General features: G+C 74.1%; 21 protein-coding genes. 4 read left to right on the forward strand and 17 right to left on the reverse strand.

Features of this window, described 5'->3' with window-relative positions:
- Positions 1 to 140 precede the first annotated feature (140 nt).
- Positions 141 to 803 carry a response regulator transcription factor gene (locus ACFV46_RS21615; protein WP_062739789.1) on the reverse strand — a complete coding sequence of 221 codons (663 nt, stop codon included), beginning with the start codon at positions 801 to 803 and terminating at the stop codon, positions 141 to 143.
- 229 nt (positions 804 to 1,032) lie between these two features.
- On the reverse strand, positions 1,033 to 1,710 hold the full coding sequence (locus ACFV46_RS21620) for a DUF3000 domain-containing protein (protein WP_115504767.1): 678 nt from the start codon (positions 1,708 to 1,710) through the stop codon (positions 1,033 to 1,035).
- A gap of 105 nt (positions 1,711 to 1,815) precedes the next feature.
- Here ACFV46_RS21620 and hemE point away from each other — a divergent pair, with 105 nt between their 5' ends.
- Positions 1,816 to 2,871: a uroporphyrinogen decarboxylase gene (hemE, locus tag ACFV46_RS21625; RefSeq protein ID WP_385499274.1), complete on the forward strand. Its 1,056-nt coding sequence runs from the start codon at positions 1,816 to 1,818 to the stop codon at positions 2,869 to 2,871.
- A gap of 44 nt (positions 2,872 to 2,915) precedes the next feature.
- Here hemE and ACFV46_RS21630 read toward each other — a convergent pair whose 3' ends face one another.
- On the reverse strand, positions 2,916 to 3,734 hold the full coding sequence (locus ACFV46_RS21630; protein WP_361936473.1) for a rhomboid family intramembrane serine protease: 819 nt from the start codon (positions 3,732 to 3,734) through the stop codon (positions 2,916 to 2,918).
- Positions 3,735 to 3,859: 125 nt separating this feature from the next.
- On the opposite strand from ACFV46_RS21630, the gene ACFV46_RS21635 reads away from it, so the two are divergent.
- The gene (locus tag ACFV46_RS21635) at positions 3,860 to 4,183 is read left to right on the forward strand and encodes a hypothetical protein (RefSeq protein ID WP_361351846.1); all 324 of its coding nucleotides are present in this window, start codon (positions 3,860 to 3,862) and stop codon (positions 4,181 to 4,183) included.
- A 20-nt stretch (positions 4,184 to 4,203) separates the two neighbouring features.
- Here the strand turns inward: ACFV46_RS21635 and ACFV46_RS21640 are convergent, their stop codons facing one another.
- A complete protein-coding gene (locus tag ACFV46_RS21640; RefSeq protein WP_361936469.1) occupies positions 4,204 to 5,601 on the reverse strand; it encodes an FAD-dependent oxidoreductase in 1,398 nt (465 codons plus the stop codon).
- 27 nt (positions 5,602 to 5,628) lie between these two features.
- A complete protein-coding gene (locus ACFV46_RS21645; RefSeq protein WP_385499277.1) occupies positions 5,629 to 6,633 on the reverse strand; it encodes a DUF4349 domain-containing protein in 1,005 nt (334 codons plus the stop codon).
- Positions 6,634 to 6,819: 186 nt separating this feature from the next.
- Here ACFV46_RS21645 and hemG point away from each other — a divergent pair, with 186 nt between their 5' ends.
- The gene (hemG, locus tag ACFV46_RS21650; protein ID WP_385499278.1) at positions 6,820 to 8,301 is read left to right on the forward strand and encodes a protoporphyrinogen oxidase; all 1,482 of its coding nucleotides are present in this window, start codon (positions 6,820 to 6,822) and stop codon (positions 8,299 to 8,301) included.
- A gap of 4 nt (positions 8,302 to 8,305) precedes the next feature.
- Positions 8,306 to 9,037: a hydrogen peroxide-dependent heme synthase gene (hemQ, locus tag ACFV46_RS21655; protein WP_361936462.1), complete on the forward strand. Its 732-nt coding sequence runs from the start codon at positions 8,306 to 8,308 to the stop codon at positions 9,035 to 9,037.
- 69 nt (positions 9,038 to 9,106) lie between these two features.
- On the opposite strand, the gene ACFV46_RS21660 is transcribed toward hemQ, so the two are convergent.
- From ACFV46_RS21660 to zapE, 12 genes are all read right to left on the reverse strand, one after another.
- Positions 9,107 to 10,750, reverse strand: coding sequence for an alpha/beta hydrolase (locus tag ACFV46_RS21660; RefSeq protein ID WP_385499279.1), 1,644 nt, complete (start codon positions 10,748 to 10,750; stop codon positions 9,107 to 9,109).
- Positions 10,751 to 10,854: 104 nt separating this feature from the next.
- Positions 10,855 to 11,670, reverse strand: coding sequence for a TIGR04222 domain-containing membrane protein (locus tag ACFV46_RS21665; protein ID WP_385499280.1), 816 nt, complete (start codon positions 11,668 to 11,670; stop codon positions 10,855 to 10,857).
- 102 nt (positions 11,671 to 11,772) lie between these two features.
- Positions 11,773 to 12,582, reverse strand: coding sequence for a DUF4142 domain-containing protein (locus ACFV46_RS21670; protein ID WP_361936453.1), 810 nt, complete (start codon positions 12,580 to 12,582; stop codon positions 11,773 to 11,775).
- A 145-nt stretch (positions 12,583 to 12,727) separates the two neighbouring features.
- Entirely contained in the window at positions 12,728 to 14,026 is a 1,299-nt protein-coding gene (locus ACFV46_RS21675; protein WP_385499390.1) for a DUF692 domain-containing protein, read from the reverse strand.
- Between the two features lie 169 nt (positions 14,027 to 14,195).
- Positions 14,196 to 14,927 carry a peptidyl-tRNA hydrolase gene (locus ACFV46_RS21680; protein WP_385499282.1) on the reverse strand — a complete coding sequence of 244 codons (732 nt, stop codon included), beginning with the start codon at positions 14,925 to 14,927 and terminating at the stop codon, positions 14,196 to 14,198.
- A 42-nt stretch (positions 14,928 to 14,969) separates the two neighbouring features.
- On the reverse strand, positions 14,970 to 15,149 hold the full coding sequence (locus ACFV46_RS21685) for a hypothetical protein (RefSeq protein ID WP_361936447.1): 180 nt from the start codon (positions 15,147 to 15,149) through the stop codon (positions 14,970 to 14,972).
- An 18-nt stretch (positions 15,150 to 15,167) separates the two neighbouring features.
- Entirely contained in the window at positions 15,168 to 16,034 is an 867-nt protein-coding gene (locus ACFV46_RS21690) for a polysaccharide deacetylase family protein (RefSeq protein WP_361936444.1), read from the reverse strand.
- Between the two features lie 127 nt (positions 16,035 to 16,161).
- Positions 16,162 to 17,559: a PhoX family protein gene (locus ACFV46_RS21695; protein WP_361936441.1), complete on the reverse strand. Its 1,398-nt coding sequence runs from the start codon at positions 17,557 to 17,559 to the stop codon at positions 16,162 to 16,164.
- A 94-nt stretch (positions 17,560 to 17,653) separates the two neighbouring features.
- Positions 17,654 to 18,568, reverse strand: coding sequence for a slipin family protein (locus ACFV46_RS21700; protein ID WP_361936438.1), 915 nt, complete (start codon positions 18,566 to 18,568; stop codon positions 17,654 to 17,656).
- A 97-nt stretch (positions 18,569 to 18,665) separates the two neighbouring features.
- Positions 18,666 to 20,132, reverse strand: coding sequence for a SulP family inorganic anion transporter (locus tag ACFV46_RS21705; protein WP_385499284.1), 1,467 nt, complete (start codon positions 20,130 to 20,132; stop codon positions 18,666 to 18,668).
- Positions 20,129 to 20,707: a carbonic anhydrase gene (locus tag ACFV46_RS21710; protein WP_385499285.1), complete on the reverse strand. Its 579-nt coding sequence runs from the start codon at positions 20,705 to 20,707 to the stop codon at positions 20,129 to 20,131. Before ACFV46_RS21710 ends, ACFV46_RS21705 begins: the two co-directional genes overlap by 4 nt.
- 427 nt (positions 20,708 to 21,134) lie before the next feature.
- Entirely contained in the window at positions 21,135 to 22,244 is a 1,110-nt protein-coding gene (gene zapE, locus ACFV46_RS21715) for a cell division protein ZapE (RefSeq protein WP_385499287.1), read from the reverse strand.
- Positions 22,245 to 22,321: the final 77 nt, after the last annotated feature.

Raw genomic sequence — 22,321 nt, forward strand, 5'->3', positions numbered from 1 at the left:
CCGTCGGCAGGCGCCGGGGGGTCGTAAACCAGTCAGTCCGGTGGGGGAGCGGGCGCACGACGAGGGTGGGGACGGGAGGGAGGGGGAGGGGGCCGTTCACCTCGGTGGACGGCGGGCGGGTCGGCCGGACGGGTGGGAGATCAGTGGATGATGCCGGTCCGCAGGGCCACGGCGACCATGCCGGCGCGGTCACCGGTGCCGAGCTTGCGGGCGATGCGGGCGAGGTGGCTCTTGACGGTCAGCGCGGACAGGCCCATCGAGACGCCGATGGCCTTGTTCGACTGGCCCTCCGCCACCAGCCGCAGGACCTCGACCTCACGGCCGGACAGTTCGCGGTAGCCGCCCGGGTGGCTCGGGGCACCCGGGTGGCGGCGGTGCATACGGGCGGCGGCGGAGCCGATGGGGGCGGCACCGGGGCGGGTGGGGAGCCCGAGGTTGGTGCGGGTGCCGGTGACGACGTAGCCCTTCACACCGCCCGCGAGGGCGTTGCGCACGGCGCCGATGTCGTCGGCGGCGGAGAGGGCGAGGCCGTTGGGCCAGCCCGCGGCGCGGGTCTCGGACAGCAGGGTGAGGCCGGAGCCGTCGGGGAGGTGGACGTCGGCGACGCAGATGTCGCGGGGGTTGCCGATGCGGGGACGAGCCTCCGCGACGGACGAGGCTTCGATGACGTCGCGCACACCGAGCGCCCAGAGGTGGCGGGTGACGGTGGAGCGGACGCGGGGGTCGGCCACGACCACCATGGCGGTCGGCTTGTTCGGGCGGTAGGCGACCAGGCTTGCGGGCTGCTCGAGGAGAACGGACACCGGGCCTCCTGGGGTGCGGGGACGGCTTTCAAGGTCACAGTCGTCTTCGGCACCAAACCTCTGGCCCTTTAGGGAAAGATCACGATTTAGTGAGTAACAATTGGGGCAATTCGGACAGGTGGTCGATCGTTCGAGACCGGTATCGGTTCGATCGAGGACGGTTTCCTGACCGAAAGTGGCCGTATCGACAAAGTGACGGGCAGGGCGGACCCCTCGGTCCGCCCGCGCGTCAGCGTGCCTGCGGGTCCCGGCGCTGCGGCAGCGTCACCACCGAGGCGTCCCCGGGGCCCGCCGGCGGCAGCCCCGCGACCTGGGCGAGCAGATCGCACCACGACGTCAGATGGGCCGCGGTGTCCGGGACGCCGCCCAGGCCCTCGCGCGGGGTCCACGAGGCACGGATCTCGATCTGCGAGGCTGCCGGGCGCTCCGACAGCCCCCCGAAGTAGTGAGAGCTCGCCCGGGTCACGGTCCCGCTCGGCTCCCCGTACGACAGCCCGCGCGCCTGGAGCGCGCCGGTCAGCCAGGACCAGCACACCTCGGGCAGCAGCGGATCGGCGGCCATCTCCGGCTCCAGCTCCGCGCGCACCAGCGTCACCAGCCGGAACGTCCCCCGCCAGGCGTCGTGCCCGTCGGGGTCGTGCAGCAGCACGAGACGGCCGTCGGCCAGGTCCTGGTCGCCGTCGACGACGGTCGCCTCCAGGGCGTACGCGTACGGGGCGAGACGCTGGGGCGCCTTGGTCTGCTCCACCTCGATCTGCGGGCGCAGCCGGCTGCCGCGCAGGGCCTCCACCGCGGCTCGGAAGGCCGGCGGGGCCGTGCTCCGCGCATTCCGGTCCGCCTCTCCGCCGCCCTTCGCGTCATCCGCTCCGCCAGTGCCGTCCGACAGTCTTCCCTGAGCCGCAGCCATGCCGGGAAGATTAAGGGGAACAGGGGCCGCGTGCAGGGAGGGACACCCGGACATCACCGCCGCCCCCGGCGCCCCGCCCTCCCCGGCCGTGCGAGACTTGGGCCCGTGAGTGCCAACCAGACGCCGCCTTCCGCCCCGTACGACTCCGCCTTCCTGAAGGCGTGCCGGCGCGAGCCCGTGCCGCACACACCGGTCTGGTTCATGCGGCAGGCCGGGCGCTCACTGCCTGAGTACCGCAAGGTCCGTCAGGGCATCGGGATGCTCGACTCCTGCATGCGGCCCGACCTGGTCGCCGAGATCACCCTGCAGCCCGTGCGCCGGCACGGCGTCGACGCGGCGATCTACTTCAGCGACATCGTCGTCCCGCTCAAGGCCATCGGCGTCGACCTCGACATCAAGCCCGGCGTCGGCCCCGTCGTGGAGCAGCCCGTGCGCACCCGCGCCGACCTGGCCCGGCTGCGGGACCTCACCCCCGAGGACGTCTCCTACGTCACCGAGGCCATCGGCCTGCTGACGGCCGAGCTCGGGGCCACCCCGCTCATCGGTTTCGCCGGCGCTCCGTTCACCCTCGCGAGCTACCTCGTCGAGGGCGGTCCGTCCCGCACGTACGAGAACGCCAAGGCGATGATGTACGGCGACCCGGAGCTCTGGGCCGACCTGCTCGACCGGCTCGCGGAGATCACGGCCGCCTTCCTCAAGGTGCAGATCGAGGCCGGCGCCTCCGCCGTCCAGCTCTTCGACTCCTGGGCCGGCGCGCTCGCCCCCGCCGACTACCGGCGTTCGGTGCTGCCCGCCTCAGCGAAGGTCTTCGACGCGGTCGCCGGCTACGGCGTCCCGCGCATCCACTTCGGCGTCGGCACCGGCGAACTGCTGGGCCTCATGGGCGAGGCCGGCGCGGACGTCGTCGGCGTCGACTGGCGCGTTCCGCTCGACGAGGCCGTCCGCCGGGTAGGCCCCGGCAAGGCGCTGCAGGGCAACCTCGACCCGACCGTGCTGTTCGCCGGGACCGAGGCCGTGGAGACGAAGGCCCGTGAGGTCCTCGACGCCGCCGCCGGTCTGGAGGGCCACGTCTTCAACCTCGGCCACGGCGTCATGCCGTCCACCGACCCCGACGCCCTGACCCGGCTCGTCGAGTACGTCCACACCCGGACGGCCGGCTGACCCCTGCGGGCCCCCGCTCGCGAACCACAGCGTGCGACGCCCCCTCACCACCCGGGCCGCGCCCGCCTGCCGAACAGCAGGCCGCGCGGCTCCGGGGGCGGGGGCGTCCCCGGGCGCAGCGGCCACGCGATCACCATGCCCGCCAGGAAACCCACCACATGCGCCGCGTACGCCACCGTGCCCGCGTCCGAGACGCCCTGGCCGTGCGAGTACACGGCCTGGAGCACGAACCAGAAGCCGAGCACCAGCCACGCGGGCAGCCGCAGCGGCAGGAAGACCAGGAACGGCACGAGGACCCACACCCGGGCCCTCGGGTACAGCACCAGATAGGCGCCCAGCACCCCCGCGATGGCCCCGGACGCGCCGATCAGCGGTTCCGCCGAGCCGTCGTTGAGCAACGCGAAGCCGTACGAGGCCGCATAGCCGCAGACGACGTAGAACAGCAGGAACCGCACATGGCCCATGCGGTCCTCGATGTTGTTGCCGAAGATCAGCAGGAACAGCATGTTGCCCAGCAGATGCAGCCATCCGCCGTGCAGGAACAGCGCGGTGAACACCGACAGCGCCGGGGACTTGTCGTAGTCCGGCGGGCCGATCACACAGCCCGGGCCGTGCGGCCCGACGGCGACACCGCCCGTGGGCACCATGCCGGGCAGCTGACCGTGGATCAGCTCCCGCGGGACGGCCGCGTACTGCTCCAGGAACGCCTGAAGATGGCACAGCTGCGCCAGGCTGCTCTCCCCGGCCACGGAGCCGGCGCCGCCGGGCATGAAGAGGAAGACCAGGACGTTCGCGATGATCAACGCGTAGGTCACATGGGGCGTACGGCTCACGGGGTTGACGTCATGGACGGGGATGACCACGACACATATGTGCCCCCGATCGGTCCGCCGAATCGGTGAACACCGGCGTGTCCCGCCGCGTATGTCTCGGCAACCGCCCACGGCACGGGGAAGGCGGGCCGTGGGGACGACGTGAGGAACAGGCGATGAGCGACCGAGTTACTCCTCCGATACACGCACTGCCCGACGGGGAGGCCGAGATCGCCGTGGTGCTGCGGCTGCCGTGGGAGGACGTGGCCCGGCTGGGCCAGGACGCCGGGCGGCTCGCCACGCAGATGCAGCGGCCGGTGACCCTGGACGAGGCCGTCAGCCACCGGCTGCGGTCCGCGCGGCCCGCAGCCGCGCACGCCAAGCCCGCGGGGGAGCAGCCCGCCGCCATGCCGAGCAGCGCGTCCGTGTCCTCGCTGCCCTCGCGGCCGCCCGCCGAACAGGCGCGGCAGGCCATCGAGAGGATCAACGGCAGCGCGTGAGCGGCCTCCCGGCCACCGGCTCACAAGACGCCGTGCACCGCCTTGGACGCCTTGCGGGCCGCCACCAGGACCGGGTCCCACACCGGCGAGAACGGCGGCGCGTACCCCAGGTCCAGCGACGTCATCTGCTCCACCGTCATCCCGGCCGTGAGCGCCACCGCCGCGACGTCGACCCGCTTGCCCGCGCCCTCCCGGCCGACGATCTGCACGCCGAGCAGCCGTCCCGTGCGGTGCTCGGCGAGCATCTTGACCGTCATCGGGGAGGCGCCCGGGTAGTACCCGGCGCGGCTCGTGGACTCGATGGTGGCGGTGACGTACCGCAGGCCCGCCCTGCGCGCGTCCTTCTCGCGCAGGCCCGTGCGGGCGATCTCCAGGTCGCACACCTTGCTGACGGCCGTGCCGACCACCCCGGGGAACGTGGCGTACCCGCCGCCGACGTTGGTGCCGATGACCTGGCCGTGTTTGTTGGCGTGGGTGCCGAGCGGAACGTGGCGCTCCTGGCCGGAGACCAGGTCGAGGACCTCCACGCAGTCGCCGCCGGCGTAGACGTCGGCCTGGCCGCGTACCCGCAGGGACCGGTCGGTGAGGAGTCCGCCGTGCTCGCCCAGCGGCAGGCCCGCCGCCCGCGCCAGGGCGGTCTCCGGGCGGACGCCGATACCCAGGACGACCACGTCCGCCGGGTACTCGGCGTCCTCGGTGGCCACGGCCCGTACGTGCCCGTCGTCACCGGTGAGGATCTTGGTGACCTCGGTGTCGCCCACCATGGCGATGCCGAGGCCCTCCATGGCCTCGCGCACCAGCCGGCCCATGTCCGGGTCCAGCGTCGACATGGGCTCGCTGCCCCGGTTGACGACCGTCACCTCGTAGCCGCGGTTGATGAGGGCCTCGGCCATCTCCACGCCGATGTACCCCGCGCCGACCACCACCGCGCGCCGGCCCCGCGTGCGTGACAGCGTGTCGATCAGGGCCTGCCCGTCGTCCAGCGTCTGCACCCCGTGCACACCGGGCGCGTCGGCCCCCGGCATGTCGGGCCGGATCGGCCGCGCCCCGGTCGCGATCACGAGCTTGTCGTACGACGTCCAGGACTCGTCGCCCGAGTCGACGTCACGCGCGCGTACCCGCCGCCCGGCCACGTCGATCTCGGTGACCTCGGTCCGCAGCCGCAGATCGATGTCCCGCGCCCGGTGCTCCTCGGCGGTCCGCGCGATCAACTGCTCGCGTCGCTCGACGTCACCGCCCACCCAGTACGGGATGCCGCAGGCCGAGTAGGAGGTGAAGTGGCCGCGTTCGAAAGCCACGATCTCCAGGTCCCCGGCGTCCCTGAGCCGCCGTGCCTGCGACGCCGCGGACATCCCCGCGGCGTCGCCACCGATCACGACCAGCCGTTCCCGCACACTCCGCGCAGCGCTCATGTCCATGCGAACACGCTACGGGGGCCCGGCATTTCAGTGCCGCTCGCCACCCTGTTCGCCGCCCGCGCGCGTGCCCTCCGGCGCCGGACGCGCCGCCGGCAGCGGCCCGACGGTGCCCAGCGGGTCCGGCGCGACGGGCCGGGCCGGCCTGCGCGGCCGCAGGACCTTCACCCACAGCAGCACGAGCAGCGCCGCCACCGCCAGGAACGGCAGCACGGCCCCGAACACCACGGCCAGCCAGCGCAGCATCGTCACGAACGCGTCCCAGCCGCCCGCGAGCGCGTCCAGGAAGCCCGGGCCGTCGTCCTCGGGAGCCGCCTTCTTCGTCACCGGGGTCTGTGACAGGGACAGGGTGATGGTCGCGAGGCTCGTGCGGTCCTTCAGGGACGCCTGCTGGGCGAGCAGCGCCTCCAGGTCCGCCTGCCGGCTGCTCAGCTCGCCCTCCAGCGTCACCACGTCGCTCAGCTTCGTCGCCCGGTCCATCAGCTCCCGGATCCGGGCCACGCTGGCCCGCTGCGAGGTGATGCGGCTCTCCACGTCGACGACCTGGTCGGTGACGTCCTGGGCCTTGGCGCTGCGCTCGACGAGCTTCCCGGTGCCCTCCAGGTCCTTCAGCACCTCGGCGTACTGCTCCACCGGCACCCGCAGGACCACGCGGGTGCGTTCGTGGCCGTCGCCGTCCCGGCGGGTGGTCTCGTCGCCGACGAACCCGCCCGCGTCCTCCACCGCGGTGCGGGCCTCGTCCAGCGCCTCGGGCACGTCCTTCACCCGCACGGTCAGCGAGGCCGTGCGGATGATGTGGGTGGCGGCGGCCTTGGGCGCCGTGGACGGCTGCCTGCGGGCCGCGCCGCCCGACCCGGAGTCGGCGGCGCCGCCCGGCGCGGCCTCCTTGGCGTCCGCCTTGGCGGCCTCGCCCCCGGCCGCCGAATCGGAGGAGGCGCCGTCGCCGGCGCCGCTGCACCCGGTCAGCGCGAGCGCGGTGGCCAGCAGGAGGCCGGCGAGGGCCTGGACGGATCGTGCGGAACGGCGTGCGCGCATGGCGGGTACCCCCGAGGGCTCGTCGTGGACGACTGACGCATCTTCGACGCCCGGCCCCGCCGGAACGTTGGCGGCGAACGGTCCCGATGAGGTCACGGTCGGGACTCGGCGCGGGCACACCGGGCCCGGCGGGGTGGGCCGTACGGCCCTGGCGGCGCGGCCGGAGCCGTTTGAGAGAGTGGGATCATGCGCGAGCACACCGAGGAGCACGAGGACACCCGCACGGGACCCGGCGGCCGGGTCGTCGTCATCGGCGGCGGCATCGCCGGGCTGGCGGCCGCCCACCGGCTGCTGGCCGGCGGCAGCGACGTCACCGTGCTGGAGGCGTCGGACCGCGTCGGCGGCAAGCTGCTGCCCGGCCGGATCGCCGGGGTGCGGGTGGACCTCGGCGCCGAGTCGATGCTCGCCCGCCGCCCCGAGGCCGTCGCCCTCGCCCGCGAGGTGGGTCTCGCCGAGCGGCTCCAGCCGCCCGCCACCGCGACCGCGTCGATCTGGACGCGCGGTGCCCTGCGCCCCATGCCCAAGGGCCATGTGATGGGTGTCCCCGGCACCGCGGCCGCCCTGTCCGGCCTGCTCTCGCAGGAGGGCCTCGCCCGGATCGAGCGCGACGCTGACCTGCCGCGCACCGAGGTCGGCGACGACGTCGCCGTCGGCGCGTACGTCGCGGAGCGCCTCGGCCGCGAGGTCGTCGACCGCCTCGTCGAACCCCTGCTGGGCGGCGTGTACGCGGGCGACGCCTACCGCATCTCGCTGCGCTCCGCCGTCCCCCAGCTCTACCAGGCCGCCCGCACCCACGACTCGCTCACCGAGGCGGTGCGCGGGATCCAGGCCGCGGCCGCCGCCCGGCAGCAGACCGGACCGGTGTTCATGGGAATCGAGGGCGGCGTCGGGCAGCTCCCGCTCGCCGTCGCCGCGTCCGTCCGCGCGCGCGGCGGTGAGATCGTCACCGGCGCGCCGGTCACCGAGCTGCGCCGCGAGGGGCCCACCGGATGGCGTGTCGTCGCCGGCGACCGGGTGCTGCGCGCCGACGCCGTCGTCGTCGCCGTGCCCGCCCCGGCCGCGGCGGCCCTGCTGCGGGCGGAGGCGCCCGCGGCCGCCGCCGAGCTCGACACCGTCGAGTACGCCTCGATGGCCCTGGTCACCCTGGCGTACCGGCGCGCCGACGCAGCCGCGCTGCCCGACGGCAGCGGCTTCCTGGTGCCGCCCGTCGACGGCCGCACCATCAAGGCGTCGACGTTCGCCTCCCGCAAGTGGGGCTGGATCGCCGACGAGGACCCGGACGTGCTGGTGCTGCGCACCTCCGTCGGCCGGTACGGCGAGACGGAGATCCTGTCCCACGACGACGCCGACCTCGTCGCCGTCTCCCGGCGCGACCTCCACGAGGCGACGGGCCTGGCCGCCGCGCCCCTGGAGACCCGCGTCACCCGCTGGACCGGCGGACTGCCCCAGTACCCCGTCGGTCACCACGCACGCGTGGCCCGTATCCGCGCGCGCGTCGCCGAACTTCCCGGCCTGGCCGTGTGCGGCGCCCCGTACGACGGGGTGGGCATCCCGGCCTGTATCGCCAGCGCCCACGCGGCGGTCGACCAGCTGGCCGGCGACCTGAGCGGTGTGCAGCAGCTCACCGCCCACCCGGTGCAGAGTCTGCACGGAGGAGCAGGAGAATGAGGACATGAGTGACGACGCCTCCACCCCCGAGACCGGCAGGATCCCGAACAAGGGCAAGCTGGCCAAGGACCTCAACGAGGTCATCCGCTACACCCTCTGGTCGGTCTTCAAGCTGAAGGACGTGCTCCCGGAGGACCGCTCGGGCTACGCCGACGAGGTCCAGGAGCTGTTCGACCAGCTCGCCGCCAAGGACGTGACCATCCGCGGCACCTACGACGTCTCCGGTCTGCGCGCCGACGCCGACGTCATGATCTGGTGGCACGCGGAGACCAGCGACCAGCTCCAGGAGGCGTACAACCTCTTCCGCCGCACCCGGCTGGGCCGCGCGCTGGAGCCCGTCTGGTCGAACATGGCGCTGCACCGCCCCGCCGAGTTCAACCGCTCGCACATCCCGGCGTTCCTCGCCGACGAGACGCCCCGCGACTACGTCAGCGTGTACCCGTTCGTGCGCTCCTACGACTGGTACCTGCTGCCCGACGAGGACCGCCGCCGCATGCTCGCCGACCACGGCAAGATGGCCCGCGGCTACCCCGACGTCCGCGCCAACACGGTCGCCTCGTTCTCCCTCGGCGACTACGAGTGGATCCTGGCCTTCGAGGCCGACGAGCTGTACCGCATCGTCGACCTGATGCGGCACCTGCGCGGCTCGGAGGCGCGCCGGCACGTCCGCGAGGAGGTCCCGTTCTACACCGGCCGCCGCAAGTCGGTGGCGGACCTGATCGCCGGACTGGCCTGACCCGCGACGCACGAAGGCCCGGGGGATCACCCCGGGCCTTCGTGCGTCGTGCGGTGGTGCCGTGTCCGCTCAGCCGGCGGCCTTCGGCCGCTCACCCGGCTTCGATGCGGCCGGCCGCTTCGACGTACGGGCGTCCGCGCGCTGCGGTTCGGGCTGCGGGCGCCCCTCGCACGACGCCCGGCGCGCCGGGAGCCGCCCTTCCAGCAGATAGGCGTCGACGTGCGCGTTGACGCAGGCGTTGGGCCCGTACGCGATGCCGTGCGTCCCGGCGTTGCGCTCGGTCACCAGCACCGAGCCGGCCAGCCGGCGGTGCATCTCCAGCGCCCCGTCGTACGGGGTGGCCGCGTCCCGCTCGGCGGCCAGGATCAGGATCGGGGGTACCTCGCCCGGCCCGGTCCGCACGTCCACCGGCTGCTGCCGGGGCGCCTTCCAGAACGCGCACGGCAGGTTCATCCAGGCGTTGTCCCAGGTCTCGAAGGGCGCGACCCGCGCGAGCCGCGTGTTGTCCCGGTCCCACACCCGCCAGTCCGTCGGCCAGGGCGCGTCGTTGCACTCCACGGCCGTGTAGACGGCGTTGGTGTTCTCCTCCTCGGCCGCCGCCTCCGGCACCGGTGACGCCAGCTCCACCAGCGGCTTGGGGTCGCCCTTCAGATACGCCGACAGCGCCCGCGCCCGCGAGGGCCAGTAGTCGTCGTAGTAACCGGCCTGGAGGAACGCCTCCTGCAGCTGCCCCGGACCGATCCGCCCGCCGGCCGGCTTCGCCGCCAGCCGCGCCCGCGCCTTGTCGTAGCCGCGCTGCACCGCCTCCGCGGTGCGGCCGAGCCCGTAGTCGGCGTGGTGCTCGGCCACCCACTCCCGGAAATCGGCCCAGCGGCTCTCGAACGCCACCGACTGGGCGAGGTTGTTGTGATACCAGATCTGCGCGGGGTCCGGGTTCACCGCCGAGTCGAACACCATGCGCCGCACATGCGTGGGGAAGAGGTGCGCGTACAGCGCGCCGAAGTAGGTGCCGTACGACGCGCCCATGAACGTCAGCTTCGGCTCGCCCAGCGCGGCACGCAGGACGTCCAGGTCGCGGGCGTTGTTCAGGGAGTTGTAGTGCCGCAGCGCGCTGCCCGCCCGCCGGGCGCAGCCGCGCGCGTACGCCTTGGCCCGTGCGACGCGCTCCTTCTTGTCCGCCTCGGTCGGGTGGACCGGCGCCAGGGTCGGCGCCTTCAGGTACTGCTCGGGGTTCTGGCAGGACAGCTTGGCGGACGGCCCGACGCCGCGGGGGGCGTAGCCCACCAGGTCGTAGGCGGCCGCCAGACGCTTCCACGCGGGCAGCACCCCGATCAGCGGGAAGTGCAGTCCCGACGCGCCCGGACCGCCCGGGTTGTAGACCAGGGCGCCCTTGCGCGGCACCCGGTGCTTGCTGTTGCCCGGGTCCCGGTGGGTGGCGCGCACCCGGCTGACGGTGAGCCGGATCTGCTCGCCGTACGGGCGCGCGTAGTCGAGGGGGACGGACACCGTCCCGCACTTCACGTTCTCCGGGAGGCCCTGTCCCTTGGGGCAGGTGCCGAAGTCGATGCCGGCGGTCTCCGCGCGCAGGGCGGCGACCGCGGTGCCGTGTCTCTCGCTCCAGCCGGGGGCGGCCCCGGTGGCTCCCGCCGGCGCGGCGGACAGGGTCGTCAGGAGCAGTGCCCCCGCGGCCGAGTAGAGGGCGGCAGCTCGCATCGCGTATCCCTTCGGTGCACGGCAGCAACAGAAGGGATATTTCGTTCGCCGGTTGAGGAAGTAAAGCACCGCCCGCCGGTGTCGGCGTCAATGCCCCCTATGCGTCACGCGATCCCGGGCGTGCCGTCGGGGCGCCGGTCCGTCCCCGGGGCCGGGTCGCGGTGGGCGAAGGCCGCCCGCAGCTCCGGCTCGCCGACGGCCCGCACCCCGCGCACGGCGACGGCGGTGAGGAAGGTGTGGTCGTCGGAGCCCCGGGAGCGCCGGGCGAGGGAGTTCAGCAGCCGCTGCCCGGCCGGGGAGGCCCACTGGGCGTACGGGGAGATCTCGACCCGGGCGATGGCCAGACAGCTCACGGTGAGGATCAGGGGGAGCGCGAACCAGAGCGCGACCAGCTGCCCCGGCATGTCGTCGCGGCCGGGCGTCAGCAGCGCGACGGCGCCGAGCACCGGCACGGCCAGGGCGGCGAACCGCACCTGACGGATCGCCGACGAGATGTCGCGGCGCGGCCCGTCGGGGACGGCGAGGCCCGCGCCCACCAGCCGGTCGGCGAGGCTGCCGACGGCGTCGGCGGCGGCCGCCGCGTCCCGCACCGGCGCTATCCGCGACTGGCCTCCGGGTCCGATGGCCCCGATCACCGAACGCTCGATCTCGTCGCGGCCGCGCGGATCGACCACCGTCGCCCACCCGGTGTGCGCGAGCAGCAGCCGGCGCTGCCGGGCCATCGACACGAGGGTCAGATCGGCGACCCGGCGCGGCCCGCCGGACAGGAACGCGGCCTCGTACAGGGTCAGATCGTGCCGCCGGGCGGCGGGCGCGCCGTTCACGTCCGTGGCCGCGGCGTGTACGGCGGCGAGGCACAGCCGGGTGCAGGCCGTGCCGGCGACGGCCCAGGCCAGCAGCAGGAGAAGGACCCAGAACATGCCGTTTTTCTATGCCAGAAGCACGGCGTGGCGCCATGGTTTGTTCACCATCCGGACACGGATGTGCGAGGTTGTGACGTTCCGGATCGCGACGGACGGCGATCAGGGGCTTCCCGAACCCTCCTGCGGCTCCCGGGTGGTGGACGGGCGGGGACTGCTGGCCGCCGGCGGCAGCGCGTACGACGGCGACGGATCCGGGTTCGCCGGCGCCGCCGGGGACGGGTCGGCGACCGGGCCGGGCGGGGCCGGGGAGGGGACGAGCGGAGGCGTGCTGTCGGCGGCCAGGTCCCGGGCCAGCGCCTCGTAGTCGACCTGGCCGGTGGCCTCCAGGACCGTGATGTGGTCCAGGACGGTGGTGTTGGCGTCGTCGGCCAGCTTGCGGACCAGCGAGTTGCGGGTGCCGGCGCGCACCTCGGCGACGACCGGGAACACCTTGCCGTGCGCCAGCCGCAGGATGTTCGCGAACTTCTGGTCGAAGTCGGCGCCTTCGGCCGCGCTCAGCTCCATCAGCCACCCGCGCTGCTGCTCCGTCGGCTCGTCGGGCAGCTGGAGGCCGAGCTGGGCGGCCACCTCCCGCACCCGGTCGTCGAGGAACGTGTGCCCCTCGACGAGGTGCCGCCCGGCGGTCCGTACGGCGTCGGTGGTGCCCTTCTGCTGGGCGAGCCGGCCGGCGGGCAGCTCCCACAGGCCCGCGAGCCGGACCTTCGTGATGAGGTCGCGGTCGAGGGCCGACAGGGGGCCGTAGCCGGTCGTGACGCTCTGGGCGTCGAGCACGGCGAGACCGGTCCCTGACCGGTCGGCGTACGACCAGATCGGGAAGATCATCGCCGCGAGGGTGGCCACCAGGCCCGTGACGATGAGACCGGTGCCGCTGAGGATGCCTCGGCCCTTGAGGGGAGGTCGCGGTCGCATGAGGTGCCTCCTGTCGCGGCACCGCACGTCAGTGCGCTTCGGGGATGGGATGGGCATATTACTTCGAGCCCACGCCAACTGCCGTCGGCCGTCACGGAGTCCGACGTACAGGGAGGAAACGCCCAAAAAGCAGGTGGGGTGACCGTCAGCGGCGCAGCAGCACCCGGCGCGTGGCCCGCGCCAGCCGGACCGCCGGGCGGTGCGAGCGCGGCCTCGGGCCCGACCGCTCCCGCCACCACTCCCGCAGCTCCGCCCGGGCACGCTCGTCGGCCGGCCGCCCTTCCGTCAGGAGGTGCCCGGCGAAGTCCAGCGCGTCCCGCCGGTAGCCGCCGGTCATCGGGTTGCGCTGCGCGTACGCGAGGAACGCCGGCCGGTAGCCGTCGCCGAGGATCACCGGCAGTTCGGGCGCCACCTTGGCCACCACGTCCGCCCGCTTCCCGGCGAGCGCCCGCGCCTGCACCCCGAGCCGCACCCGGTCGAAGCCCTCCGGCGCCGGGGTCCCCGCGACGAGGGCCGACAGCAGCGCCGTCTGCGCCAGCGCCAGCCGTTCGCGGACCGGCGCGGGGGGCTCGGCGACCACGGGAGCCCCCGTCCGCGCCGGGGCCGCCTCCCGCCGTGACCCGCCGGTCGCCAGCGCCTCCCGGATCGTGCCCAGCTCCCGCTCCAGCTCCGCCGGCTCGGGGAAGTTCTCGTCGCGCTCCAGCAGCACCCCCGGCGGGGAAACCCGCGACGCGAGGTCCGTCAGGATGTCGAGGACCGGCCGGGGCACCGGGTGGGCGTGGCTGTCGTGCCACACCCCGTCGCGCTCGAAGCCGCCCGCCACATGCACGTACGCGAGGGCCTCCAGCGGCAGTTCGGCGAGCGCCTTGGCGGGGTCCTCGCCCCGGTTGACGTGGTTGGTGTGCAGGTTGGCCACATCGATCAGCAGCCGTACACCGGTGCGGTCGGCCAGCTCGTACAGGAACTGGCCCTCCGTCATCTCCTCGCCCGGCCAGGAGAACAGGGCCGCGATGTTCTCCACGGCGAGCGGCACCGGCAGCGCGTCCTGTGCGATCCGCACGTTCTCGCAGAGCACGGCCAGGGCGTCCCGGGTGCGCGGGACCGGCAGGAGGTGCCCCGCCTCCAGACGCGGCGACGCGGTCAGCGCGCCGCCCGCCCGCACGAACGCGATGTGCTCGGTGACCAGCGGCGAGCCCAGGGCCGTCGCCCGCTCGGCGAGCGCGGTCAGCCGCCCCTCGTCGGGCCGTTCGGCGCCGCCCAGGCCGAGGGAGACGCCGTGCGGGACCACGGTGACCCCGCGCTCCCGCAGCCGCAGCAGGGACTCCGGGAGGTGCCCGGGGCAGACGTTCTCGGCGACCGTCTCGACCCAGTCGACGCCCGGCATGCGCTCCACGGCGTCCGCGATCTCCGGACGCCACCCGATCCCCGTCCCCAGCCGCACCATCGTCCCCACCTCCACCTCGCGCCGGTCCGCCGCCCCCATCCCCGGGCGCTCCGGACGTGACGGGGGTATGGCCCCGCGCGGACCCGCCCGAACCCTCGGGATGCCACCTTCAGAGCAAGATTTGAGGTTCGCCGCCCCCCGTCCCGTACGCGGGGGACGCCAGGAATGTTCAGGCGCCGGGCGCCCGGCGCAGCGCCGGGTGGTCGGCGACGACGGTGCAGGAGCCCGGCGCGATCTCCGTGAACCCGGCGTCCCGCACCAGCGGCAGACCGGACCGCGTCAGCTCCCGCCAGCGCGCCGGGTCCGCGGTCCGCACGGCCAGCGGGAACCCGGCCGCGCGCCAGGCGTCCCGGTCCGCGTCCGGCAGCTCCCACCAGGCGAGCTGCGCCGCGTGCCCGGTCTGCGCCATCGCCTTGCCGGCCGACATGTCGAGGTCCGGGTTCAGCCACAGCACCGGCTCGGCGGGCCCGGCGGCCACGGGCGGCTCCGGGTCGTCGAGGTCGGTGCCGGAGACCTGGAGCTTCGCCAGGTCCTTGGGCCAGCCGTCCAGCGGGACCGGCGGGAACACCCGCACCTCCGCGGACTTGCCGGTGACGGTGATGCCGGGCAGCTCCTGGGCGCGCCGCCACTCGGCGCCCCGTGCCCGCCGCACCACCTTGCGGATGCGCGCGTCCTCCCAGCCCCGGACGGCCCGGGCCCACTCGCCCTCGCCGAGGGAGCGCTCGTCGCTCAGGAACACCAGGACGGCCCGCGCCGACGTCTCCAGCGCGTCGGTACGGGCCGGGGGAGCGGCACGCTCGATCCGTACGACCAGCGGCAGGACGAACTGCGGGGCGCTGTCGCGCGCCTCCGACGCGGAGCGGAAGGGGCTGTCACCGGCGGGCGTGGGCTCACTGTTCACACGCCCCAGTCTGCCAACCCGCCGCGCGGACCGGCGACGCGGTCAGCCGGAGCAGGCCGTGCGCTGCGCCTCCTGCCACTCGCAGACCGGGCAGAGCGTGATGCCCTTGTACGACTCCGGGTACTCCGTCGGCTCCCGGCACAGCACACACTCCGCGTACGGCGGCCCGTCCGCCTTCGGCGGCTTCACCCCGTCGACGATCGTGCAGTAGTCCTCGCTCATGCCTCCAGCGTAGAACGGTCAGCGGCGACCGCCCGAGGCGCCGATCAGCTCCGACACCCGCACGAACCGGTAGCCCCGGTGGCGCAGCTCCGGCACCACCTCGCGCACCACGCGCTCGGTCGTCGGGGCCGCGCTCAGCGTGCAGTGCAGCACCACCACCGATCCGGGCCGCACCCCGTCCAGCACGTCCCGGGCGACCGCCCCGGCGTCCGTGGCGAAGGCGTCCCCGCTCACCACGTCCCACTGCACGGCCGTGACACCGGCCGGGGTCAGGGCCCGCAGCGCCCGTGTGTCGTGGCAGCCGCCGGGGAAGCGGAAGTACGGCATCGCGTCGGGAACACCGGCCCTGCGGAAGGCCGCGTAGGCCCGCTCCACGTCGGCGCGCATCCGCTCCTCGTCCACGGTCGGCAGGCCGTAGCAGTCCTCGGTGAAGGCGTAGTGGCTGTAGGAGTGGTTGGCGATCTCGAACAGGGGGTCGTGGCCGAGGGAGCGGGCCTGCCGCGGGTACTGCTCGGCCCACCGGCCCGTCATGAACACGGTGGCCGGCACCTTCAGCTCCCGCAGGGCCGCGATCAGCCCCGGGTTGTCGAACCGCTCGCCCCGCGCCGCGCGCGGGCCCTGGTCGGCGGTCATGTCGGCGTCGAAGGTCAGGGCGACGGCCCGGTCGCCGGTGCGGGGACCGTGCTCGAAGACCGGGGTCAGGCCCGCCGGCCCGGGGGCGAGGGTCGGCGGCCCGGCGGCGGCCGAGGGCGAGGGTGAGGCGACGGCGGAGCCGGGGGCGGCGCGCGGGGCGCGGACCGGCTGCGGTGCCGAGCACGCGGCGAGTGCGGTGAGCGCCGTGCCGAGGGCGCAGACGGCGGCGATCCGCCGGACGCGAGTGATCACCGCTCGACAATATGAGGATCAGATGGACATTCCGGTGCGCCGGTGGGGGCGCCGGGCCGGAGTCACCCGGCCGGTCGGTGGGGGCGCCGGGGGGCGCCCCACCGACCGGCGGGTCGGGTCCGCCGGGTCAGCGGCGCCAGGGTCCCGTCACCGCGAACGTGGTCCCGGGCTGGTAGCAGTTGACGTACATCGTGTCGCCGTCGGGGGAGAAGGTGACGCCGGCGAACTCGCCCCACTCCGGCTCCTCCGGGGTGTTGATGTTCTGGGCGTTGCGCGCCATCGCGTACACCTCGCCGCGCCGGGTGACGCCGAAGACGTGCTGGGCGCCGTTGCCGTCCTCGCACACCATCAGGCCGCCGCTGGGGGCGAGGCAGATGTTGTCCGGGGACTCGCCGGGGAGCTGGACGTCGGTGTCGGGGCCGAAGACGATCACCAGGGTGAGCCGGCGCTCGGTGGGGTCGTAGCGCCAGATCTGCCCGTAGTGGTCGGCCGCCGAGCCGTCCGAGCGGCGGGCGAAGGACGAGACGAAGTACACCGACCGCCCGCCCCAGTAGCAGCCCTCGAGCTTCTGCGCGTGGGTGATGCCCTTCGGGCCGAAGTCCTGGAAGCGGATCGGGGTCTCGGCGGCGAGCGGGTCGGGCACGTCCACCCACTCGACGCGGTCGAACGTGGTGCCCGTCTCCTGGATCGTGGACAGGTCGGGCACGCCCGGCACCCGCATGGCCTGCAGGCGCCCGCCGGCGCGCAACGAGCCGAGGCCGCCCTGCGGCCGTTCGGGCAGGAAGCGGTAGAACAGCCCGAACGGCCGCTCGAACGCGTCCTCCGTCTCGTAGACGACCCCGCGCTTCGGGTCGACCGCGATGGCCTCGTGCTGGAAGCGGCCCATGGCGGTGAGCGGGACCGCGCCCGAGCGGTGCGGGTCGTCCGGGTCGACCTCGAAGATGAAGCCGTGGTCCTTGGTGTAGCCGTTGGTGCCGGCCTTGTCCTCGGTCTCCTCGCAGGTCAGCCAGGTGCCCCAAGGGGTGGGGCCGCCCGCGCAGTTGACGGCGGTGCCGGCGATGGCGACGCGCTCGGACAGCACGTGGTTGCGCCCGTCCAGGGTCAGCGCCGTACAGCCGCCCTTGCCCTCCGGGTCGTAGGTCAGGCCCTTGACGGTGGGGACGGGGATCGCGGCGTCCGCGCGGTTCTCGTGGTTGCGCACCAGCTGGACGCGGCCGGAGCGGGCGCCGAAGGCGGACATGCCGTCGCAGTGGGAGGGGACCCTGCCCTCACCGGAACGGAGCTGGTCCCCCTCACGGGAGAGCACCCGGTAGGAGAAACCTTTTGGCAGGTCGAGCAGGCCCTTCGGATCGGGGACCAGCGGGCCGTACCCGGAGTGACCCAGGTTCTGGGCGGCGGCGGTTCCGGTGAAGAGTTCGGTGACGTTGCCGGCGAAGGCGATCGAGACGCCCAGCGCGCCGGAACGGGCCAGGAGCTGACGGCGGGTCGAGCCGGAGCCGCCGGGTGCGGATGCGGTTGCGGACATGGGGGGAACAACCTTCCTGCTGGCGGACAGGAGATGTGACCCAGCCGTGTCTATCACCTGGCGGGACTCGCGGGAACCACGCGTGTAGCTCGTGTCACTTCCCTTGCGCGTCACCGATGATGTCGTCGATCGTCCGTTCGACCGTGCGCTCCGGTGGGGGTTCGACCGCCTTCGGCGCGTCCGCGTCCTCGGTCTCCGGCGGCTGCTCGGCCGGGCGGGCGGCGGGCGCGGGCGCCTGGTGCTCCCCGTGGTCCTCGCCCCGCTCCAGGAAGCGCAGCAGCTCCACCGGGATCGGCAGGACGAGCGTGGAGTTCTTCTCCGCGGCCACCGCCATCACGGTCTGCAGCAGCCGCAGCTGGAGCGCGGAGGGGGTCTCGGCCATCTGCCGGGCGGCGTCGGCGAGTTTGCGGGAGGCCTGGAGCTCGGCGTCCGCGTTGATGATCCGGGCCCGCCGCTCGCGGTCCGCCTCGGCCTGGCGGGCCATGGAGCGCTTCATCGACTCCGGCAGGGACACGTCCTTGATCTCGACGCGGTCCACCTGCACGCCCCAGCCGATCGCCGGGCTGTCGATCATCAGCTCCAGGCCCTGGTTGAGCTTCTCCCGGTTGGAGAGCAGGTCGTCCAGGTCGCTCTTGCCGATGATGGAGCGCAGCGAGGTCTGCGCCATCTGCGAGACCGCGTACTTGTAGTCCTCGACCGTGATCAGGGCGCTCGCGGCGTCGACCACCTTGAAGTACACGACCGCGTCCACCCGCACGGTCACGTTGTCGCGGGTGATGCCCTCCTGGCCCGGCACCGGCAGCGTCACGATCTGCATGTTGACCTTGTGCAGCCGGTCCACGAACGGAACGATCATCGTGAACCCCGGCGGGCGCACCTCCCCGGCGAGCCGCCCGAGCCGCAGCACCACCCCGCGCTCGTACTGCTTCACCACACGGGCCGCCGCGGCCACGTAGACCACGCCGAAGGCGGCCACTCCGGCGGCGGCGCCCAGCAGCTCCTCGACCATGTCGACCTCCTCGCGGAGAGGCCCGTTCCGGCGTCTCTGCAACGATATGCCCGCTCCCTGCCGCGGGGCCATCAGACCGCCGGACGGGCGGGCGGGGTCAGCGCGCGGTGAGGCGCACGGGCGTGGTGCCCGCCGCGCTGTGCCGTGCGGCCCAGTTCTCCAGGGCCGTGCGGCAGGCGTGGTCGAGGTGGTGCAGGCCGGACAGGTCGAGCTCCACCGGGCGGTCCTGCGGCAGGGCCTCCAGGCTGTCGAGGATCTTCGGCAGCCGCAGGAAGGTCGCGTTGCCCGACAGCCGCGCCCGGACCGGCCCGGCGCCCGGGTCCCGCACCTCCAGGCGTACCTGCGAGGCCCCCCAGGCGGCCTTGGCCACCGACAGGGCGAGACCGATCAGCACGCCCTCGAACATGTTCAGCGCGACGATCGACACCGCCGTGGCGACGAGGACCAGCGCCTCGCCGCGCTCACCGCGCCACAGCGTCAGCAGCCCCCGGAACGGGATCAGCTTCCAGCCCGCGTGCAGCAGGACGCCGGCCAGCGCGGGCAGCGGCAGCAGCCCCAGCGCGGCGGGCAGCAGCGCCGCGAACACCAGCAGCCAGACGCCGTGCAGAACGCGGGCCGCCCGGGTCCGCGCACCCGCCCGCACATTCGCCGAGCTGCGGACGATGACCGCCGTCATCGGCAGGGCGCCCAGCAGGCCGCAGACGGCGTTGCCCGTGCCCTGTGCCATCAGCTCCTGGTCGTACCGGGTGCGGGGGCCGTCGTGCATCCGGTCCACGGCCGCGGCGCTGAACAGCGACTCGGCGGACGCGATCAGGGTGAAGGCGACGATCGTGGCATAGACCGCCGGGTCGGCCAGGACGCCGAGGGCGTCCCCGCCGGGTGGCTGGACGGCACCCAGCAGGCCCTCGACCTCGACGGTGGCGACCGGCAGCGAGAAGGCCGCCGCGGCCGCCGTCGCCAGCGCGACGGCCGCGAGCGGGCCGGGGACCGCACGCACCCGGCGCGGCAGCCGCGGCCACACCACCAGGACGGCGACGGTGCCCGCGCCCAGCCCGATCGCGGCCAGCGTCTCCGTGTCCCCGGCGGCCCGGGCGAGCGTGCCGGGCAGCCCGGCCAGCCGCTCGGTGCCCGAGGCGGGTGCCTCGGCGTCGGCGACCGAGTAGAGCTGCCCGGCGATCAGCACCAGTCCGATGCCGGCCAGCATGCCCTCGACGACGGAGACCGAGATGGCCCGGAACCAGCGGCCCAGCCGCAGGGCGCCCATGAGGATCTGGAGCAGGCCGGTGGCGAGCACCAGGACGCCGAGGGCCGGCAGCCCGAACTCCCGCACCGCCTCGAGCACCAGCACGGTCAGACCGGCGGCGGGACCGGAGACCTGCAGGGTGCTGCCGCGGAGCAGGCCGGTGACGACGCCGCCCACGATGCCGGTGACGAGCCCCAGTTCGGCGGGGACCCCGGAGGCGACGGCCACGCCGACGCACAGCGGCAGCGCGACCAGGAACACGACCAGGGAGGCGGCGAGGTCCCGCCGTATGTGGGGGAGCGCGCCGCGCCGGGCGGTCACAGCGCCTCGAAGGCGTCGGTCGCGGGGTCGTGGACCCGCACGCTCCCGCGGTGCACCTCGTAGTACCAGGCGTGCACGGTGAGCAGGCCCGCCGCGAGCCGTCGCTCGACGCACGGGTACGAGCGCAGCCGCAGCACCTGGGCCAGCACATGGGCCTGGACGCCCTCGGCGACCTCCGGGTCCTCGGGGGTGCCGGCCGGGGGTGGCGCCGCGTGCGCCAGCCAGTCGCGGACGGCCGGGACGGTGTCCAGGTCGTCGCCGCGCACCAGCGCGCCCACCGCTCCGCAGTGGGAGTGGCCGCAGACCACGACGTCGCCGACGCCGAGGACCTCCACGGCGTACTCGATGGTGGCGGCCTCGGCGGTGGGCCGCCCGGAGCCGTACGGGGGGACGATGTTGCCCGCGGTGCGCAGCTCGAAGAGCTCGCCGGGCCGGGCGCCCGTGATCAGGGCCGGTACGACCCGGGAGTCGGAGCAGGTGATGAAGAGGACCTGGGGGGACTGTCCTGCCGCCAGCGGGGCGAACTCCTCAGGGCGCTGTCCGAACATACGGGCGTTGTCGATGAGGGGCTGCATGGGTGGTGACTCCTCCTGGCGCGTCTCGGCGGGCGCGTCGGGGTGTGCGTGACAGAGGTGGGGGGACCGCCTACCGCACCGCCCCGGGGAACTCTTCCCCGGGGACGAGCCGTGGCCTTTGCTTCACGCCTCGTATGCGCGGGTGCGAAGGAGGCGGGCGATGTCTGCGGAGGGGGTGCGGGCCGGGGGAAGCGCGGAGGAGGACACCGATCCTGGCCGTCCCACCTCGGAACATGCGCTCCCCTCCGGTCCGTACGCACCCCATGCACCGACCAACGGCTGGTCAACCGTTGGTCAAGAAAGAAGGTAACCCGGCGAGGTTGTTTGCAAGCTCAACCTGACGCCCCAGGTCGCGAAGCGCCTCAAAGGAGAGGGTGATATGGCCTGAACTCCCGCTGTGCGCCGGAGGGTTGCGCCGAGGCGGCCGTCAGTCGGCCACGAGCCCCCGCGCGTCGCGGGCCAGCGCCGTCAGCCTGGAGATGGCGCGGAAGTACTTCTTGCGGTAGCCGCCGTCCAGCATCTCCTCGCTGAACAGCCGGTCGAAGGGCAGCCCCGAGGCCAGGACCGGGACCTCACGGTCGTAGAGCCGGTCGGCGAGCACCACCAGCCGCAGGGCGGTGGACTGGTCCGGGATCGGCTGCACCCCGGTGAGGCAGACCGCCTTCAGGCCGTCCGTCAGCGCGCCGTAGCGGCTCGGGTGGACGCGGGCCAGGTGCTCCAGCAGCCCGGGGAAGTCGTCGAGCGAGGCGCCCTCGGTGGCGTACGCCGCCCGGGTCACCTGCTCGTCCGAGAACGGGTCCGGAGCCTGCGGCAGACCACGGTGGCGGTAGTCCTCGCCGTCGATGCGCAGCGCGCGGAAGTGGGCCGACAGGCCCTGGATCTCGCGCAGGAAGTCGGCCGCCGCGAAGCGGCCCTCGCCGAGCTTGCCGGGCAGGGTGTTGGAGGTGGCGGCGAGCGCGACGCCCGCGTCGACCAGCTTGCCGAGCAGGGTGGAGACGAGGACGGTGTCGCCCGGGTCGTCCAGCTCGAACTCGTCGATGCAGAGCAGACGGTGACCGGAGAGGGTCTGCACGGTCTGCTGGAAGCCGAGGGCGCCGACCAGGTTCGTCAGCTCCACGAAGGTGCCGAACGCCTTCAGGGACGGCTCGGCCGGGGTGGCGTGCCACAGGGAGGCGAGCAGATGGGTCTTGCCGACCCCGTAGCCGCCGTCGAGGTAGACGCCGCGCGGTCCCGCCGGGGCCTTCGGCGCCTTCGCCCGGCCGAAGCCCAGCAGACCGCGCCGGGGCTTGCCGCCGCCGCTCGCGTGGGCTCCGCCGAGTCCGGCCGCGAAGGACTCGAGGACCTGGACCGCCTCGGTCTGGCTGGGCTGGTTCGGGTCCGGGATGTACGTGCCGAAGCGGACCGAGTCGAAGCGCGGCGGCGGCACCATCTCGGCGACCAGCCGGTCCGCCGGTACATGCGGCTCGCGGGCGCACAGGGAGAGCGGGCTCGCTTCGGCTATCGGGCTCGGCTGGGACGCGGCGGAGGAGGACGACACGGTTCACCATGGTAGGGCCTGCCCGGCGCGCCCCGGCGTCCGCCCGGACGGCGCCCACGCCGGTGACGTGGGCGAGC

It is taken from the genome of Streptomyces sp. NPDC059852 (genome assembly GCF_042731455.1).
Classification (GTDB): Bacteria; Actinomycetota; Actinomycetes; order Streptomycetales; family Streptomycetaceae; genus Streptomyces.

What these genes read in the sequence shown, in the direction of transcription:
- ACFV46_RS21710 (WP_385499285.1), bottom strand. Translation starts at nt 20,707, where the DNA reads ATGCAGCCCCTCATCGACAACGCCCGTATGTTCGGACAGCGCCCTGAG.
- ACFV46_RS21645 (WP_385499277.1), bottom strand. Translation starts at nt 6,633, where the DNA reads ATGCGCGCACGCCGTTCCGCACGATCCGTCCAGGCCCTCGCCGGCCTC.
- ACFV46_RS21640 (WP_361936469.1), bottom strand. Translation starts at nt 5,601, where the DNA reads ATGGACATGAGCGCTGCGCGGAGTGTGCGGGAACGGCTGGTCGTGATC.
- ACFV46_RS21635 (WP_361351846.1), top strand. Translation starts at nt 3,860, where the DNA reads ATGAGCGACCGAGTTACTCCTCCGATACACGCACTGCCCGACGGGGAG.
- ACFV46_RS21660 (WP_385499279.1), bottom strand. Translation starts at nt 10,750, where the DNA reads ATGCGAGCTGCCGCCCTCTACTCGGCCGCGGGGGCACTGCTCCTGACG.
- ACFV46_RS21620 (WP_115504767.1), bottom strand. Translation starts at nt 1,710, where the DNA reads ATGGCTGCGGCTCAGGGAAGACTGTCGGACGGCACTGGCGGAGCGGAT.
- ACFV46_RS21685 (WP_361936447.1), bottom strand. Translation starts at nt 15,149, where the DNA reads ATGAGCGAGGACTACTGCACGATCGTCGACGGGGTGAAGCCGCCGAAG.
- ACFV46_RS21700 (WP_361936438.1), bottom strand. Translation starts at nt 18,568, where the DNA reads ATGGTCGAGGAGCTGCTGGGCGCCGCCGCCGGAGTGGCCGCCTTCGGC.
- ACFV46_RS21670 (WP_361936453.1), bottom strand. Translation starts at nt 12,582, where the DNA reads ATGCGACCGCGACCTCCCCTCAAGGGCCGAGGCATCCTCAGCGGCACC.
- hemG (WP_385499278.1), top strand. Translation starts at nt 6,820, where the DNA reads ATGCGCGAGCACACCGAGGAGCACGAGGACACCCGCACGGGACCCGGC.
- ACFV46_RS21675 (WP_385499390.1), bottom strand. Translation starts at nt 14,026, where the DNA reads ATGGTGCGGCTGGGGACGGGGATCGGGTGGCGTCCGGAGATCGCGGAC.
- ACFV46_RS21665 (WP_385499280.1), bottom strand. Translation starts at nt 11,670, where the DNA reads ATGTTCTGGGTCCTTCTCCTGCTGCTGGCCTGGGCCGTCGCCGGCACG.
- ACFV46_RS21695 (WP_361936441.1), bottom strand. Translation starts at nt 17,559, where the DNA reads ATGTCCGCAACCGCATCCGCACCCGGCGGCTCCGGCTCGACCCGCCGT.
- hemQ (WP_361936462.1), top strand. Translation starts at nt 8,306, where the DNA reads ATGAGTGACGACGCCTCCACCCCCGAGACCGGCAGGATCCCGAACAAG.